We start from the raw sequence: 17,362 nt of genomic DNA, 5'->3' as shown, positions 1-17,362 counted from the left end.
AACGGAACATTGACATTGAACGCTGACGGAAGTTTTGACTATACGCATGATGGTAGTGAAACTACAAGCGACAGTTTTACTTATAAAGTCAATGACGGTACTGTAAATGGTGATACGGTCACTGTATCATTCACAATAACTCCTCAAAACGACGCTCCAGTAGCCGTGGCAGATGCGTACACCTTTGATGAAGGTTCTACGAACACTGTAGTAGTCGGAACGGGCGTACTCGCCAATGACTCAGATGCGGACGGTGATGCCATCACAGCGATCCTGGTAAGCGATGTTTCAAACGGAACTTTGACTTTGAACGCTGATGGTAGCTTCTCTTACACACATGATGGTTCAGAAACTACTAGCGATAGTTTTACTTATAAAGTCAACGATGGAACTGTAGACGGAAACACAGTAACTGTTTCATTGACTATCAATCCTGTAAACGATGCACCAGTTGCAGTAGCTGACAGTTATACCTTCGATGAAGGATCTACAAATAATGTAGCAGCAGGAACAGGCGTACTTGCCAACGACTCAGATACTGATGGTGATGCCATCACGGCAATCCTTGTGAGCGATGTTTCAAACGGAACATTGACCTTGAACGCCGACGGTAGCTTCTCCTACACGCATGATGGTTCTGAAACCACAAGCGATAGCTTTACTTATAAAGTCAACGATGGAACTGTAGACGGAAACACAGTAACTGTTTCATTGACTATTAATCCTGTAAACGATGCACCAGTTGCAGTAGCAGATAGCTACACCTTCGATGAAGGATCAACGAATAACGTAGCAGCAGGAACAGGTGTACTCGCCAACGACTCAGATGCGGATGGGGATGCCATCACGGCAGTTTTGGTTAGCGATGTTTCAAACGGAACATTAACGTTGAACGCTGACGGTAGCTTCACATATACTCACGATGGTTCGGCTACTACTTCCGATAGCTTTACTTACAAAGTCAATGATGGTACTGTAGACGGAAACACTGTAACAGTAGACATTACCATCAACCCTGCTGCAGGCGGTGGAAATACAGCTCCTGTGGCTGTAGCTGATGCCTACACTGTAGAAAATGGTAGTACCAACAACATCACAGCGGCATCAGGTGTATTGGCCAACGATTCAGATGCCGATGGTGACGCCATCACGGCTATCCTGGTAAGCGATGTTTCAAACGGAACCTTGACGTTGAACGCTGACGGAAGTTTTGATTATACCCATGATGGTAGCGAAACCACCAGCGACAGCTTTACTTACAAAGTCAACGATGGAACAGTAGACGGAAACACTGTAACAGTGACATTAACCATCACTCCTCAAAACGATGCTCCAGTAGCCGTTGCAGACGCATATACTTTCGATGAAGGATCATCGAACACTGTAGCTGTTGCAACTGGCGTACTCGCCAATGACTCGGATGCTGATGGTGACGCCATCACAGCAATTCTGGTAAGCGATGTTTCAAACGGAACACTGACGCTCAACGCTGACGGTAGCTTCGATTACACCCATGATGGTAGCGAAACCACTAGCGACAGCTTTACTTACAAAGTCAATGATGGAACAGTAGACGGTAACACCGTAACTGTAGACATTACGATCAATACCGCTGCAGGCGGTGGAAATACAGCTCCTGTGGCTGTTGCTGATGCCTACACTGTAGAAAATGGTAGTACCAACAACATCACAGCGGCATCAGGTGTACTGACGAACGATTCAGATGCTGATGGTGATGTCATCACGGCAATCCTGGTAAGCGATGTTTCAAACGGAACATTGACGCTCAACGCTGACGGTAGCTTCACATACATTCACGATGGTTCGGCTACTACTTCCGATAGCTTTACTTACAAAGTCAATGATGGTACCGAAGACGGAAACACTGTAACAGTAGACATTACCATCAACCCTGCTGCAGGCGGTGGAAATACAGCTCCTGTGGCTGTAGCTGATGCCTACACTGTAGAAAATGGTAGTACCAACAACATCACAGCGGCATCAGGTGTATTGGCGAATGACTCAGATGCCGATGGTGATGCCATAACGGCGATCCTGGTTTCAGGTGTTACAAATGGCACTTTGACGCTCAACGCTAACGGTAGCTTCACATACACTCACGATGGTTCGGCTACTACTTCCGATAGCTTTACTTACAAAGTCAATGATGGTACTGAAGACGGTAACACCGTAACGGTAGACATTACCATCAACCCTGCTGCAGGAGGTGGAAATACAGCTCCTGTTGCTGTAGCTGATGCCTACTCTGTAGAAAATGGTAGTACCAACAACATCACAGCGGCATCAGGTGTATTGGCGAACGATTCAGATGCTGATGGTGATGTCATCACGGCAATCCTGGTAAGCGATGTTTCAAACGGAACATTGACGCTCAACGCTGACGGTAGCTTCACATACACTCACGATGGTTCGGCTACTACTTCCGATAGCTTTACTTACAAAGTCAACGATGGTACTGAAGACGGTAACACCGTAACGGTAGACATTACCATCAACCCTGCTGCAGGCGGTGGAAATACAGCTCCTGTGGCTGTAGCTGATGCCTACTCTGTAGAAAATGGTAGTACCAACAACATCACAGCGGCATCAGGTGTACTGGCGAACGATTCAGATGCTGATGGTGATGTCATCACGGCAATCCTGGTAAGCGATGTTTCAAACGGAACATTAACGTTGAACGCGGACGGTAGCTTCACATACACTCACGATGGTTCGGCTACTACTTCCGATAGCTTTACTTACAAAGTCAATGATGGTACTGAAGACGGTAACACCGTAACGGTAGACATTACCATCAACCCTGCTGCAGGCGGTGGAAATACAGCTCCTGTTGCTGTAGCTGATGCCTACTCTGTAGAAAATGGTAGTACCAACAACATCACAGCGGCATCAGGTGTACTGGCGAACGATTCAGATGCTGATGGTGATGTCATCACGGCAATCCTGGTAAGCGATGTTTCAAACGGAACATTGACGCTCAACGCTGACGGTAGCTTCACATACATTCACGATGGTTCGGCTACTACTTCCGATAGCTTTACTTACAAAGTCAATGATGGTACCGAAGACGGTAACACCGTAACGGTAGACATTACGATCAATGCCGCTGCAGGCGGTGGAAATACAGCTCCTGTAGCTGTAGCTGATACCTACACTGTAGAAAATGGTAGTACCAACAACATCACAGCGGCATCAGGTGTATTGGCGAATGACTCAGATGCTGATGGTGACGCCATCACGGCTATCCTGGTTTCAGGTGTTACAAATGGCACTTTGACGTTCAACGCTGACGGTAGCTTCACATACACTCACGATGGTTCGGCTACTACTTCCGATAGCTTTACATACAAAGCCAACGATGGAGAACTAGATGGAAACACCGTAACAGTAACCATCACCATCAACGCCGCTGCAAATGCTGCACCGATAGCAGACGATGAAAACGAACAAGTGCTGCGCGGCGGTACTGTGGTCATCAACATCGCCGATGGAGACTGGGATCCTGACGGAGACCTGGACATCAACACTATTACCCTGATGTCTGAGCCACAGCATGGCATGTGGGCCATGGCCGGCGGCATGGTGGAGTACACACACGATGGTTCAGAGTCTGATCAGGACCAGTTTACCTATCAGGTATATGACAAAACTGGGCTAGTATCTAATCTGGCTACAGTGACCATCGATATTTTGGAAGGCAATCAACCACCTGTAGCAAATGATGACGCTGCAGCGGTAAGCTTTGGTGAGGTGGTATTGATCAATGTAGCTGAAAATGACCAGGACCCTGACGGGAAGTTGGATCTTGCTACCATTGAAGTGGTAGATCAACCGTCTTTTGGCACAGTATCTATCAACAACGATGGTACAGTAGCCTACCTCCATGAAGGTGACCAGGTATCCACAGACCAGTTTACCTACACCATACGTGACGAGGAAGGAAACATCTCCAACGTGGCCACAGTGACCATCACCATACGTCCTGAAGAAGATGAACCTGTAGAGGTACCTAATGCATTTACGCCAGATGGAGATGGTGTAAATGATACCTGGGAGATTCCGGATATTGTAAAGTACCCGAACAACATGGTAAAAGTGTTTAACCGATGGGGCAATAAAGTAGCTGAAATCAAAGGTTACAACAATACCACCAGAGTCTGGGATGCCACAGCTGAAGTACAATACCAGCTTGGCAACGAAAAAGTCCCTGCAGGCACCTATTTCTACATGATTGACCTGGGAGATGGGAAAGAAACCTTAAGTGGATTTGTAGTGGTCAGCAGGTAGACGAAAGATACCTACCGTTCACCGACAAGGCGAGCACACTCAACGTTTTTAGAGAGTGCTCGCCTTTGTTGTTTATATATTTACATCAATAAAAAACCTTCCTAACAAGCCGAAAATAAAGGGTTTAGGTATTTCACCTAGTACTCTTACGTCGATCACCTAAATAGGCAAAATAAGAAATTCACCCTGAAATAAATTGACACTTTAAGCGAATTTTGTCTTGTTGATAAAGTTTAAAGCTCGGCAACATATGTGACCAACTTCCCACCAGGTTACTCGAGATTTAGCCAACATCTCTTCCCAAAACTTTCCCAGTTTCTTTTCCCAACCAAACGCAGGCCTCGCTTGCAAGCAGATAGTACTGAACAGGAAAAAGAAATAGACAACACACCATAATGAAAGTTTTAACCAAATACCTCATCATCTTCATCGGCGCACTGGCATTCGCCCACGAAGGTATCGGCCAGCAGCAGGCCATGTTTACACAGTACATGTTCAATGCAGTGGCCATCAACCCAGGAGTGGTTGGTACGCACGGATCACTCAGCATGACCGCTCTTGCCAGAGAGCAATGGTCTGGTCTGGAAGGTGCTCCCAGTACTCAAACACTTTCTATTCACGGTCCTACCCTCAACAAAAGAGTAGGCCTTGGGCTTCAAGTACTACGTGACCAAATTGGAGTTACCAAGCAGCATGCGGTATTTGGCTCATATGCTTACCGCGTAAACTTCCGAAACTCAACACTATCTTTAGGAATTTCTGCCGGATTCAATAGCTACAACACTGACCCCTCAAGCCTTAGAACAGTAAACCCTGACGCTCACATCCAAGATGATTACGCAGCAGGCTTTAAGCCAAACTTTGGTACGGGAGCATACTTCTACACCAACAGACTTTATCTAGGACTTTCAGCTCCTATGCTGGTAAACCACGACGTAACCTGGGACACAGAAAACACTGATCGTCCTCAGCAGCGTCAGCACTACTTCCTAATGGGGGGATATGTGTTTGACTTGGGAATGAACTTAAAATTGAAGCCAAACTTTCTTGTAAAATATGTACAAGGCGCTCCAATTTCAGCAGACATTAATGTAAACCTACTCATCCACGAGGTACTGTGGATCGGGGTAAGCCACCGCTCTTTCGACAGTATCGACGGGCTCATTGAGTTTCAGTTGACCAATCAACTGAAAGTAGGATACGCACACGACTTTACGCTTTCTGATCTTCAGGAAGTAAACAATGGAACGCACGAAATCATGATCAACTACCGTGTAAGTTTCAAAGCCAAAAAAGCCATTACACCACGTTACTTCTAAAATTTAATCGTCATGAACTTACACCACAAACTCATCTTTATCGCCACGCTGATGATCGCTAGTATCAGCACACAAGCACAGCTCTCCAAATTATTTGAACGCAGCCTGCTACTTGGTGACAAAAAATACGAAGCTATGGCTTACCAGGAAGCCGTAGACAATTACCTAAAAGCCCTCGCTCGCGAGGAAAACAACGTTGAGCTGATCGAGAAAATCGCCGACTGCTACAACAAGCTCAACAACCCGGTAAAAGCAGAAGAATGGTATGAAAAGGTAGTTATGCTTAGCGAAATAGCTGAGGTAGACCCTATCAACCTCTTTCACTACGCCGAAGCTCTAAAAGCTAATGGCAAATACAAAGAAGCCGCGGCGTGGTTTAGAGCATACAATGCGCAGATAGATTACGACGACCGTATCGCCAGCAAGCTTCAAGCAATCGAAAACCATCAAATCTTGATGGATGATGCTAGCTTCATCAACGTAGAAAAAGTAGCCTTCAACAGTGAAGAATCTGATTTTTCTCCAGTATACTATAGTAAGTACATCGTGTTTGTATCCAACAGAAAAAATAAAGTATTTGAGTCAACATACTCCTGGGATGGATCTAACTATCTGGACACCTACTTTGTATTGTTAAACTCTCCGACTACTTCTGAATACGAGCCGGTACCTTTCGACGCTACCATCAATACAGCAATGCACGATGGCCCCATCTGTTTCTACAAGTTTTACTCCAAAGCGGTATTTACCCGAAACAGCCTCTACAAAGGAAAACACAAGAGAAGTAAAGAAAATACCAGCCACTTGCAGATCTATTTCACAGAAAAGGTTTCTCCCTCAGATTGGGGTAATATCACGCCTTTCGAGCACAATGATCCTGAATACTCCATGGGACACGCATACATCACCAATGATGGAAGTACCATGGTATTTGCTTCCAACATGCCGGGCACCTACGGAAAGAGTGATCTTTTTATTTCCAAAAACATCGGAGGTAGCTGGACGAAACCAGAAAACCTGGGTGACCATATCAACACACAAGGTGACGAGTTCTTCCCTTACATCGAAGACAGTGTACTCTACTTCTCTTCAAATGGACACGGAGGATTAGGTGGACTGGATATTTTCCATGTGGACCTGAGAAACCCTTCAGAAGTGCACAATGCCGGTGCTCCATTCAACTCTTCACTAGACGACTTTGGCTATGTGAGACGCCATAAAGAAGGTTACTTTTCTTCCAATAGAGGTGGCAACGACGACATCTATTATTTCAAAGACACCAGACCAGACTACATACAGGTGGCCGGTACCGTGCTCAACGAATGGACCGACCAACCTATCCCCTACGCCGTGACTACAATAGGCCAGGATACAATCACAGCTGATGCAGAAGGAAAATTCACAGCTCAGATCATTCCGGATTCTGCATACCTCTACACAGCCAGTAGCGCAAACCATATCTTACGAGAGACTATTACCAGATCATTTCCACTTACTGAGAAAAATGCCGAAGTAGACTTGTGGATGCGCCCTCTCAAAGCCCACATTACGGTAGTAGATGCAGTAACCGATGAAGTGCTAAACAATGCACCAATCAAACTTCGGGACCTTACCAATGGTGAAGATATAGAACCTTACTACATCACAGATCAAGAGTACATTTTCCCGATCAAAAACGGGGTGATGTATGAGCTAACCGGTGCTATGGATGACTATTTCACCAGTCGCACAATAGAGACTCCAGAGAATGTAGCTGATGCTATCAACTGGAAAATCCCGCTAGACAAAATCGTTTTGCACCAGGAGATCACTTTGGAAAACATCTACTATGACCTCAATAAAGCGACCATTCGCTCAGATGCTAAAATCGAGCTGGATGATTTGGCCTTCATGCTCAAAGAGCAGCCATCTATCCATATAGAGCTAAGCAGTCACACTGATTCGCGTGGAGATGATGCTTACAACATGGAGCTATCGCAGCGTCGTGCTGAAGCGGTAGTTACCTACCTGGCTGAGCAAGGCATAGCCCCTGAACGTCTTAATGCCAAAGGATATGGCGAAACGAAATTGAAAAACGAATGCGGCAATGGCGTGGAATGCCCTGAGTGGGCCCATCAGTACAACCGACGCACAGAGCTTAAAGTAACTAAATACGAGATGAGAGCAGTCTCCGTAAATTAAGACTAATGATGATGGTGTGTTAGAGGGTGCTCTGTGGTGGAGCCCCTCACCTACCACATCGAGAATTTTAGATGATGGTGTGTTTAGAGAGTACTCTGTGGTGGGGTACTCTCTATTTTTTATGAAGTAAAAAAACCTGCCCGATTTACTCGAGCAGGTTTTCATTAATTAGCGGTGATGGGGAACCGAAATCAGTTAACCAAAAATTCAAATTGTTACCTAATTAGAATTTAATCAAGGATTTCAGCAGAACCAATAGTAATACGACGGATCAGCTGTTTTCTTTGATAAAACTACCTGGTTCTCACACCAACGGCTTTCCATCGACTTTATTCATTTCAGTGGTAGCCGTATCTTGGCGGCTCATTCCCACTTACCCGAATGTAGAGGTTTGCCTTGGACTTGTGGTTTGTCATGTGATCCTGAACCAGCAGCATTCCCTGCTGACGGGTAATTTCATTTCCACTAAAGCTTTTCACTTTTTGCGCTAGTTCCTGATCAGACATCCCTTTCATGATGTCCCAGGTAGCTGCCAACTGCTCCTGGACAAATGCCTTCAAATCATCTTTACTCATAGCTGCAACGTCCATCTCTGGGCGTTCTGAGGGAGGGGGGACATCTTTCAGAAAATAATTGGCAATGACTGTGGAAGAACCTCCAATGTGCACGATCTGCTCGGCAAACGTGCGCACACTATCATGTGGTCGGTAGCTCAGCATATCGGCGGGCATGGAATCTATCAGTGCCAGCACCTGACTGGTAGCAGATTGCCATACAGGAGCATGTGCTTCCACAAAGGCATAGGTGGTGTCAGGCACCGCAGCCTCTGCCGTAGCTTCAGCACCGCCCGAAGAGCAATGCATGCTCACCACAGCCACCGCAAGGATGACCAGGACATTCAATAATTTTTTCATCGTTAGATTAGTTTTGGTTTAACTAAAGATACCGAATTAAATACTGCCTTCCTATCTTTATAAAAGTGTTACCAACCGGCCCAGTCCACCAATATTTCCCACAACTAACACCACACCATGACCGTACAATCGACCTCCCTGCCTACCACTTCCACGCTCTTTGAGCGCACGCACCATTACGCAGATAGCTATGCTGCCAACCTCTCCTATCAGCCAGACCTTACAGCGGTAGCCCGGGCTTTTTTTAGTACCGCTCCCAGCTGGGTCACCAAACTATTTGCACTGCGCAATCGGCTGGTAAAGCACCTGGGACTCAAAACATCCAACCCACCAAAAGACCATGAGGAAATGCTGCGAAATTTTCAAGGACAGGAAGGTGAGCAAATCGGGTTTTTCAAGGTATTTGAGCGCTCGACTCATGAACTAATCATGGGCGAAGATGATAAGCATCTCGACTTTCGGGTATCGATATTACTAACTCCGGGCACCACAGGCACCACGCTCACTATTTCCACCACGGTGATATTTCACAACGCATTGGGCAAGTGGTACTTCGTGCCTGTGAAGCCTTTTCATCAAGTAATCGTACGAGCCATGCTGCGAAAAATGGTGAGGCATTTAGAAGAAAATAAATAGGGCTTGATTCCCAAAAAGTATGGGTAAATCCCAAAAAACGCGATCAATCCACATAATTGGGTTTGAAAAGGATTTACAGAAGTACGGGCCTTGGTTCATTTTAGGTTTTCTGGATGAAAATCAGGTGACAAATAAATACTGTCTGAGCTTTTACTTAACATCAAAATCGGTACGTAAACGTGAATGCGAGTTTATTTATTTGCTGATTTTCATTTGGAAAAGCGTAAAAAAGTGAACCCAGCCCTAGATTTTTGCTACCGCGGCGCGTAGCCTTTTCATCGCCTAGCCGGCCGCAAGGAAAAGTAGGAAAAAAACATTAAAAATCACTCTATACTGAAGCTGATTGCAATTAGAAAAGGCAGATCCTTACAGTCACAATTAAACCTATATCATGCTCCCCAAATCTCGTGCATTTGGGAAAAGGTACTTGACCCAAATGCGTATTGAATCACTGGGTTTAGTCTTTTTCTTCCTGGAAACGCGTTTTTAAGCAGACCGTAGGAAGATCAAGCCATGTTTTTCTTTACTTTGCCACCCGCAAAATGAAAAAGAAAAACAACAGACCGGTAGAAGTAGACATCATCAACTTTGGGCGCTATAGCAAATGGGATCGTGACAATGCTGCGCTTCCTGAGTTTATCGAGCTCACCACAGAAGTAGTTGCTGAGCTGGGGGTAGAGTTTGGAATGATCGTAGAGATCCGAAAAGCACGCAATCGCTATCTGGACTTTGTCATCGAGCACCCGCCGTTTACTGATGAAACGGGAAAAGTAGCCCCTCCTTTCACAGGCACATTTCGCGTGAAGCACAATCCTTACCAGTTTTTCCTGGGTGACACCATCTGGGCACCAGTAGGTGATAAGCGGGGGCCCTGGACGATGACCATTCTGGAAGGCGATGAAGTACTTGCTACCAAAACCATAAATCTGATCTAATGCAACCAAGAATCGAAAAAACTGCCGGAATCAAACTGGTAGGCATGAAAGTAACGACAACCCTGAGCACGCAGGATCCCGCCAGCCTATGGAAGGCCTTCAAACCTCGATGTGGCGAAATCCCCAGCCGGAAGGATGGAAATTTCTACTCCGTGCAGGTCTATTCACAAGCGTTTCCCAACCAGTTTACCCCAAACACCCCATTTGACAAGTGGGCGGCAGTGGCTGTGACTGATACCCCCGACATTCCCGAGGGGATGAGCGTGTTGGAAATTCCTGACAGCACCTTCGCCGTTTTTATTCACAAAGGGCCCGCAAACACCTTCCCACAAACGGCTGCAAAGATTTTTGGTGCATGGCTACCTCAGTCAGACTATCAGCTGGCCGACCTGCCGCACTTCGAGGTAATGACTCCTGACTATGCAGGCCCCATGCACCCAGACGCTGAAGAAGAGGTCTGGATACCTGTGACACCCAAGAATTGATCATTTCACACCGGTCTGAGGGAAACGCTTTCATTTTTGCAGCAGCCTAAAATGGCCTATTGACAGAGGAGTTGATTTCTAACCTTTATAGAGAGTTCTCTTTGTAAAGTAATTGACCGCTTTATAATATCTTGAAGGGAATTGAAGTCTAGGACGGGCATTATTCATTTTAGAGATTATGTGGTTTATGGCGGAATAGAAATAAAAACTGTTTGAGGCAATGAAGCATCTAAATCAATTAATCACACTGTTAAGTAATTGAAATAAAATCAGTTACACAAATACTTGGTCAGTATATTGCTTCATTGTTGAGTTTTTTTATTTCCCGTCATGAAGTACATAATCACGTTAAAAAATGAATACGGCCCCGGGGCGCGTAGCCTAGATTTTTGTCCACCGTGGACTCGGCTACTTTTCATCGATGGAAAAGTAGGAAAGCAGAAAGTGTACACCTTTAAAATTCAGTTTTTTTACTTGTAAAAAGTTGGATTAAAAGACATCCAAACCTTAAAGCAGATAATAAAACTCAGTACTAATGTCCGCAAAGAAAAAAGTTTAGATACCTGTCATACCTAGGTAATGATCATCTCACACCGGTCTGTGAAGCAAGCATTTTATACCTTACTTCAAATTTTTTCACCATGAAACATCTAATCTTCATCCTAATGATGGGCTATGGCCTTTTCGCCACTGCTCAGGACTTTCAGCCAAAAGCCAAAATAGATCACCTGGCCATCGTAGTAGATGACCTCCAGCGCAGCACTTCGTTTTATGAAGACGTATTTGGCCTTACGGAAATCACCAATCAAACCCAGAACCCGGACATCCGATGGTACCAGTTTGCCGACGGAGTAGAGCTCCACATCATCAAGCGTAGCAAAGAAGGCATCCGCGTAAAAAAGGACCTGCATCTGGCCGTAGCGATCAATAATCTGGATGCTTTTATGAAAATGCTGGATGAAAAAGGAGTCGCCTACGAAAACTGGCCAGGAAAACCCGCCCAATCCAACACCCGCCCGGATGGCATACGCCAGGTATATCTCCAGGACCCTGACGGCTACTGGATAGAGGTAAACGATGCAGATCGATTTTAAAAAGTTTAGAATTTCCGGGTAGAGAAACGTATTGTTTTCACGTTTTATAAGCAAATCCAAAGAAGCAATACTTGTTGTGAATTGGTGTGGTAAGGGTATTTCCAAATCCAGTGGTTCATGCTTTGCATGTTCATCACAATATGAATGCCCCTATTACCGTTGAGGTGGTTAACATGTCGGGAGAAACTCTTTTGAAAGCAGCAGTGTTTTCTGACTATACCATAGACACTTCAAACTGGCCCACAGGAGTCTACCTCTTTCGCCACTCCGGTAGTGAAGAATGGAAGCGCATCCGCAAAGAATAAGTGGCCAGATGAGAAAACATATACGATCATAGTTAGCGGTGAAGGCGCCTGCAGGGATTATTCCCGGGGCGCTTTCTTTTTAAATGGGCTATCCGGTAAAAGTTGGATCAAGTAATATTTCTTCATGGGATTACTTTGGTAATTTTGATTTTAGGTTTTGTCTTAAACTTCGAGACCTGGTGTCCCTCAAATCCAGTTTGACAAAACTTTCCTATCCAGACCGAGTAAAAAAAGACCTCTGAAAAATCAGAGGCCTAAACCGCTAACAAAATGAACCGCTAATCACTTGCTACGATCCTCACAAGCGAGCTTCGGCATCAGTACCAAAACCCCATACCCATGAGGATGAGCAATGCAATCAACACCACAAGTTTCCATTGTTTTCTTTTCATATCTGGTTGGGCAAATAATTGGTTCTTACATATACAACCGGCAAATAGCCAAAATCCCTACCACCTCCATCTACAATTCGTGAGAATCATTAAATTTGGCAAATCTTCAAACCAGCATTTACTAGATGAGCAAAGACTCAGTCTGTGAGGAGCGCGTGTTTCAGGCCGTACATGAGCAGCATGCCACTTCTCTCAGAAATTTCCTGTACTACAAATTTGGCAACCTGGAAAAGGCCCGGGACTTTGCTCAAGAGGCATTTATACGGCTGTGGAACAACTGCAGTAAAGTGCCATTCGAAAAAACACGGAGCTATCTATTCACGATTGGCAATCGGCTCTTTTTGGATGATACCGACCATCAAAAAGTCGTGTTGAAATTCGAAAAACGACAAAACCTCACCGAAAGCCAATCCACCACCAACCCTGAGCACCTCTACCGCGAAGAAGAATTTAAAGAGCGGCTGGAGGCCGCTATCTCTGCGCTCCCTGAAAAGCAGCGTGAGGTGTTTCTGCTTAGCCGCATAGACAAGCTCAAAAACAAGGAAATCGCTGAAACGCTGGACATCTCCATAAAAACGGTGGAGAAGCACATTGCCACCTCGCTAAAAACACTGCGAGAAAAACTAGACGAACTTTCAAACTTAAATCTGTAGGTAGGGTTATTAACTCGCTGCCCGTTATATACCCAAAGGCATTGTATCATGGCTGAGAAAACACACGAGGAACACATCACATCCTGGCTAAATGGTGAAATCACCGATCAGGACCTAAGTCAGCAGATTGGTACTGACCATACTTTAAAGTACCAGCAAATACTGGCCGAAGTGGACACCTGGACTCCGGATAACGGGGAAATATTTGATGCCGCCACCATCACGGCACCCGCGGCAAAATCCCGAACTTTTCCAATCTGGTCATCTCTGGCTGTAGCGGCCAGTGTATTCACCCTGATAGCTATAGGGTTTTGGTATTTTGCACAGCAACAAGACTCAGTGGTACATGTGGCGGGTAGAGGGGAAATCAAAACCATAGACTTGCCCGATGGGAAATCTACAGTAACACTTGCCCCCGGAGCTATTATCAGCTGGCTTCCTGACGACTGGGCTGAAACGAATCGTGCCCTTTCCCTGGAGGGAAAAGCATACTTCGATGTGGAACCGGGAAGCCCTTTTGCGGTAAACGCCACCAATGGTACAGTGGAGGTACTCGGCACCACATTCACCATCGATCAGTTTGAAAGCTCTCTAGAGGTAGTGTGCTACGAAGGACGAGTAAGAGCTACCAACCTGAAAGGTACCGACGTAACTGTAAATGCCGGCGAAGGCTACCGCTACCATGAGGGCACGTGGGAGTCTTTACCTCCTACTTACAACGAACCCACATGGATCAATGGCAAATCGAGCTTTCATAAAGCGCCTCTGACACAAGTACTGGCCAACCTCCAACAACACTACGAAATCAACATTAGTGATACCGCCATCAATACCGAACGGCGGTTTACAGGCACCATACCCCATGACAACCTACAGGTGGCTCTCCAACTGGTGTTTGAACCGCTAGGTATCCGCTACACCCTTCAGGGGAAACAATTAACTTTGAGCGAATAAGATTACACCAACCAACTAACTAATAACATGCGAATATTACTGGCAGCAGTCTGCTGCTTTACCGTATGGGCTACTTCTGCCCAAACGCAAAACACTATACCTCTTAGTAAACTCATTGATCACCTGGAAGGCAAATCCTCCGTAGAATTTTCCTACGATCCTGCCATCGCAGACCAAATAGCAGTTCCCGACAACTATACCGACCTGCCTCTTCAAGATGTCCTTTTCGTATTGAATGCCTCCTATCCATTGGCCGTAAAGCAGGTTTCTGAACAGTTTTACTCACTAGCGGTAAAAGAAGCTACTTACACCATAGCCCTCACCGATGTGGAAGATGACATGCCTGTAGCGCCTGACCTGGTGACGGTAGTGGTCAATGGCACCCCTATCAGCGCAGAGCAGTCAGGCACTGAGCTCAATTTCACCCTAAAGCCCAGCGCTGCTGACTCCATAGCCATCTATGCCCTAGGGTACGAAGTGGCCGACATCACCATCGGCGAGCTCCTCACTGGCTTGTACTTAAAAGTTCCCGTAAGGCCCGTTCGCATTGAGCTATCAGGAGTTACCATCCACGACTACCTGACCAAAGGCATAGACATTAATCCCGCCAATCAGAGCATCGCCATTGCCGTAGGTGACCTCCCCCTACTACCCGGAGAAACGGACGGTGACCTGTTTGCCTCACTGGTAGCCCTACCGGGAATCACTACCCCAGACAACCGCCCCGGCAACCTGTTCATTCGCGGTAGCAGTACCGACCAGTCGCTAATCACCGTAGACGACATCCCTATCTACCATCGTGGGCATTACTTTGGCACCATATCTCCCTACAACCCCAAAATCGTGGATCAGGTAGAAGTGTACAGAAATGGCTTTCACCCTCGCTCAGGCGGACGTGTGGGAGGCGCTGTAGCCATCAAAACTAACGAAGCAACCGACCACCCGGCGTTTGGTGGCGGCATAGGCACCAACACTCTCTATGCAAGCGCGTACCTACATACACCCATCAGTGAGCGATTCGGTTTAAAAGTAGGTGCCCGCCGCTCCTACCCACGCAGCTTCAACTCGCCCAAACTCAATGCCATCTCCCACATGATTTTTGCGGCCTCTGCCCTGCGTGATACCAGTGGCAACATCCATGAAGATTTGGAAGTCCTCTTTGAAGACTTCAATGCTACGGTATCTTTCAAACCCAACAACCGCAACCTGATCACGGCTACAGGGCTCTACACCTTTTCTGGTATCGAGTACTATGCCAGGCGACATGACACCCAGGAGGAAAGCCAAATCGAAAATATCGGGCTCAATGTGAACTGGAAACACCTCTTTTCGCAAAAGCTGTCTTCGGAAACCAGCGTAACCCTTTCGGATTATGACTTTGCCTTTCGCAATGGCGATGCGCTCCACGCAGATCCTCCCCCTATCAACGGCCCGTCGGTATATGCGCTCAACGAGATCAGGGACCTGACGGTATTGCACGAGCTGGACTGGAACGTCAGTCAGCTCAGCAAGCTGCAGGTGGGCGCCAGCTATGCGTACCAGTCCGTAGATCACCGGTACAAGTCTTTTGGCCCACGTGCCAACGAACCCATCCTCGATGATGGTGAACAGCAAGGCCATACCCTCAGCACCTTTGCTAACTGGGAGTGGGCACCGGGCAAAAAGTGGTTTGTGCAGCTAGGCTCCCGCCTCAACTACTACAGTCCACTCTCCCGAGTAGATTTTGCTCCCCGTGCTTTTGCCAACTACTATGCGACCAATGCGCTAACTTTCAAAGGCTCTATGGGCCAGTACTACCAGTACCTTAGCCAGGTGAAAGGGCTGGAATATGCCAGTGGCGGTTTTGACAATGAGCTGTGGCGACTGGCGGATGGCGAAAACGGCCAGGTGATCGATGGCCAGCAGGCTATGCTGGGAGCCATTTGGCACAAAAACAAGTGGACGGTGGATGTGGAAGCTTACGCCAAATCAGCCAACAACGTAACACAGTATAGCGAAGTACGCATCTTGCGCCATGGCTTCTACCTCACGGCAGACTATGAAACGCGCGGGGTGGACCTCTTTATAAAACGGGCCATTGGCGAAGCATGGAACCTGTGGGGCGGGTACTCTTATAGCCGCATGCACATCACACTCGATACCGCCAAGACTACCTACGACCAAAAATACAGCCAGCCGCATGTGATATACCTGGGAGGGTCGTGGCAGCATAACCGCTGGAAGGCCTCTGCGGGCTGGCGCTATGCTTCCGGCCTGAAAGGCCACAACGTGTACTTCCTGCGTGCGCGCAAGATCTACAACCGCAACCGCCAGCAAGGCGGACCCAATGCCCCCACCGGACCGAATCCATTTGAGCGGGTACCTGAGCGCTATGCGCCCGTACACTTCCTGGACCTGTCAGCTTCCTATACGATCCCTAAGACTGCTGAGCGTGGCTGGTCCATGTCATTTGGCCTCTCGGTGATCAACTTGTACAACCAACAAAACCTTACCGATGAAGTGATCCGCGGCGGTGGTACACGAAATTCTGATTTGCTCAAGCGCCAAGCCATGGACTTTGCACCCAACCTGATGGTGATGATCGAGTGGTGATTAAAACCAGCGGATGGGTGATTGCCGCGTGCGGATGGATGGTTGTCGGGAGCGGATGAGTCATTGCCGGATGCGGATGAATGATTGCCGGGAGCGGATGGGTGGTTGCCGGATGCGGATGAGTCTTTGCCGAGAGCGGATGGGTCATTGCCGGATGCGGATGGATGATTGCCGAGAGCGGATGGATGGTTGCCGAGAGGATGGGACCCGTCCTAAAATTACTTGACAGGTTTTTACTTAATTCTAATAATTGTTTACAATGATAAGTGATAATCCTAATTGTACTTTACCTGGATTTCATTAATCCTAGATGAAGTATACAGGCTAGGGTTAAGTCCTGCTTTAGTTTTACTGTAGATTGATTAATCCTTCATTGGCTTTACGGTTTAAATGGTTGTACTAAATCTTCTTTACATGCTATCGACTAATCCTGTTGGTGCTTTACTACCAATACATTAGTCCTAACAGAATTTGACGGTTCAGATGCTAATCCTATCCGCTCTTCACACTCTGTCTTGTAGTCCTGTTTGTTTTTGTCGGTTTTTCCATGGCTACAGAGGTGTGTACCTGTTGTGGTGTCATACCTTGCAAGCT

Annotated in this window: 12 protein-coding genes; 11 read left to right on the top strand and 1 reads right to left on the bottom strand. The window is 46.7% G+C overall.

Annotated elements, in window-relative coordinates; all coding sequences use genetic code 11:
* From C7460_RS23185 to C7460_RS23175, 3 genes are all read left to right on the top strand, one after another.
* Positions 1–4,308: Ig-like domain-containing protein (locus C7460_RS23185; protein ID WP_147303072.1), on the top strand; the 4,308-nt coding region annotated here is incomplete at its 5' end.
* A gap of 395 nt (positions 4,309–4,703) precedes the next feature.
* Positions 4,704–5,627, top strand: a complete 924-nt coding sequence (locus C7460_RS23180; protein ID WP_115870528.1) for a PorP/SprF family type IX secretion system membrane protein — start codon at positions 4,704–4,706, stop codon at positions 5,625–5,627.
* 12 nt (positions 5,628–5,639) lie between these two features.
* A complete protein-coding gene (locus tag C7460_RS23175; RefSeq protein ID WP_115870527.1) occupies positions 5,640–7,808 on the top strand; it encodes an OmpA family protein in 2,169 nt (722 codons plus the stop codon).
* A 338-nt stretch (positions 7,809–8,146) separates the two neighbouring features.
* Here the strand turns inward: C7460_RS23175 and C7460_RS23170 are convergent, their stop codons facing one another.
* A complete protein-coding gene (locus C7460_RS23170; RefSeq protein WP_115870526.1) occupies positions 8,147–8,722 on the bottom strand; it encodes a DinB family protein in 576 nt (191 codons plus the stop codon).
* A gap of 117 nt (positions 8,723–8,839) precedes the next feature.
* Here C7460_RS23170 and C7460_RS23165 point away from each other — a divergent pair, with 117 nt between their 5' ends.
* From C7460_RS23165 to C7460_RS23125, 8 genes are all read left to right on the top strand, one after another.
* Positions 8,840–9,358 (top strand): DUF2867 domain-containing protein, encoded by a 519-nt coding sequence (locus C7460_RS23165; RefSeq protein WP_115870525.1) that lies wholly within the window; start codon positions 8,840–8,842, stop codon positions 9,356–9,358.
* Positions 9,359–9,900: 542 nt separating this feature from the next.
* A complete protein-coding gene (locus C7460_RS23155) occupies positions 9,901–10,293 on the top strand; it encodes a DUF3859 domain-containing protein (protein ID WP_115870523.1) in 393 nt (130 codons plus the stop codon).
* Entirely contained in the window at positions 10,293–10,778 is a 486-nt protein-coding gene (locus C7460_RS23150) for a GyrI-like domain-containing protein (protein WP_115870522.1), read from the top strand. Before C7460_RS23155 ends, C7460_RS23150 begins: the two co-directional genes overlap by 1 nt.
* A 641-nt stretch (positions 10,779–11,419) precedes the next feature.
* Positions 11,420–11,872, top strand: a complete 453-nt coding sequence (locus C7460_RS23145) for a VOC family protein (protein WP_115870521.1) — start codon at positions 11,420–11,422, stop codon at positions 11,870–11,872.
* Between the two features lie 86 nt (positions 11,873–11,958).
* The gene (locus tag C7460_RS23140) at positions 11,959–12,177 is read left to right on the top strand and encodes a T9SS type A sorting domain-containing protein (protein ID WP_262511865.1); all 219 of its coding nucleotides are present in this window, start codon (positions 11,959–11,961) and stop codon (positions 12,175–12,177) included.
* 517 nt (positions 12,178–12,694) lie between these two features.
* Positions 12,695–13,222 carry an RNA polymerase sigma factor gene (locus C7460_RS23135; RefSeq protein WP_115870519.1) on the top strand — a complete coding sequence of 176 codons (528 nt, stop codon included), beginning with the start codon at positions 12,695–12,697 and terminating at the stop codon, positions 13,220–13,222.
* 48 nt (positions 13,223–13,270) lie between these two features.
* Positions 13,271–14,176 (top strand): FecR family protein, encoded by a 906-nt coding sequence (locus C7460_RS23130; protein WP_115870518.1) that lies wholly within the window; start codon positions 13,271–13,273, stop codon positions 14,174–14,176.
* Between the two features lie 27 nt (positions 14,177–14,203).
* Positions 14,204–16,768, top strand: coding sequence for a TonB-dependent receptor plug domain-containing protein (locus tag C7460_RS23125; RefSeq protein ID WP_115870517.1), 2,565 nt, complete (start codon positions 14,204–14,206; stop codon positions 16,766–16,768).
* Positions 16,769–17,362: the final 594 nt, after the last annotated feature.

It is taken from the genome of Marinoscillum furvescens DSM 4134 (assembly GCF_003386095.1).
Classification (GTDB): Bacteria; Bacteroidota; Bacteroidia; order Cytophagales; family Cyclobacteriaceae; genus Marinoscillum; species Marinoscillum furvescens.
Note: the sequence above shows the minus strand (reverse complement) of the source record. Positions and strands in the feature narration are given on the sequence as shown.

Bases quoted from the DNA above. Each gene is read 5' to 3' on its own strand.
- C7460_RS23180 (WP_115870528.1), top strand. From the start codon at position 4,704: ATGAAAGTTTTAACCAAATACCTCATCATCTTCATCGGCGCACTGGCA.
- C7460_RS23175 (WP_115870527.1), top strand. From the start codon at position 5,640: ATGAACTTACACCACAAACTCATCTTTATCGCCACGCTGATGATCGCT.
- C7460_RS23170 (WP_115870526.1), bottom strand. From the start codon at position 8,722: ATGAAAAAATTATTGAATGTCCTGGTCATCCTTGCGGTGGCTGTGGTG.
- C7460_RS23165 (WP_115870525.1), top strand. From the start codon at position 8,840: ATGACCGTACAATCGACCTCCCTGCCTACCACTTCCACGCTCTTTGAG.
- C7460_RS23155 (WP_115870523.1), top strand. From the start codon at position 9,901: ATGAAAAAGAAAAACAACAGACCGGTAGAAGTAGACATCATCAACTTT.
- C7460_RS23150 (WP_115870522.1), top strand. From the start codon at position 10,293: ATGCAACCAAGAATCGAAAAAACTGCCGGAATCAAACTGGTAGGCATG.
- C7460_RS23145 (WP_115870521.1), top strand. From the start codon at position 11,420: ATGAAACATCTAATCTTCATCCTAATGATGGGCTATGGCCTTTTCGCC.
- C7460_RS23135 (WP_115870519.1), top strand. From the start codon at position 12,695: ATGAGCAAAGACTCAGTCTGTGAGGAGCGCGTGTTTCAGGCCGTACAT.
- C7460_RS23130 (WP_115870518.1), top strand. From the start codon at position 13,271: ATGGCTGAGAAAACACACGAGGAACACATCACATCCTGGCTAAATGGT.
- C7460_RS23125 (WP_115870517.1), top strand. From the start codon at position 14,204: ATGCGAATATTACTGGCAGCAGTCTGCTGCTTTACCGTATGGGCTACT.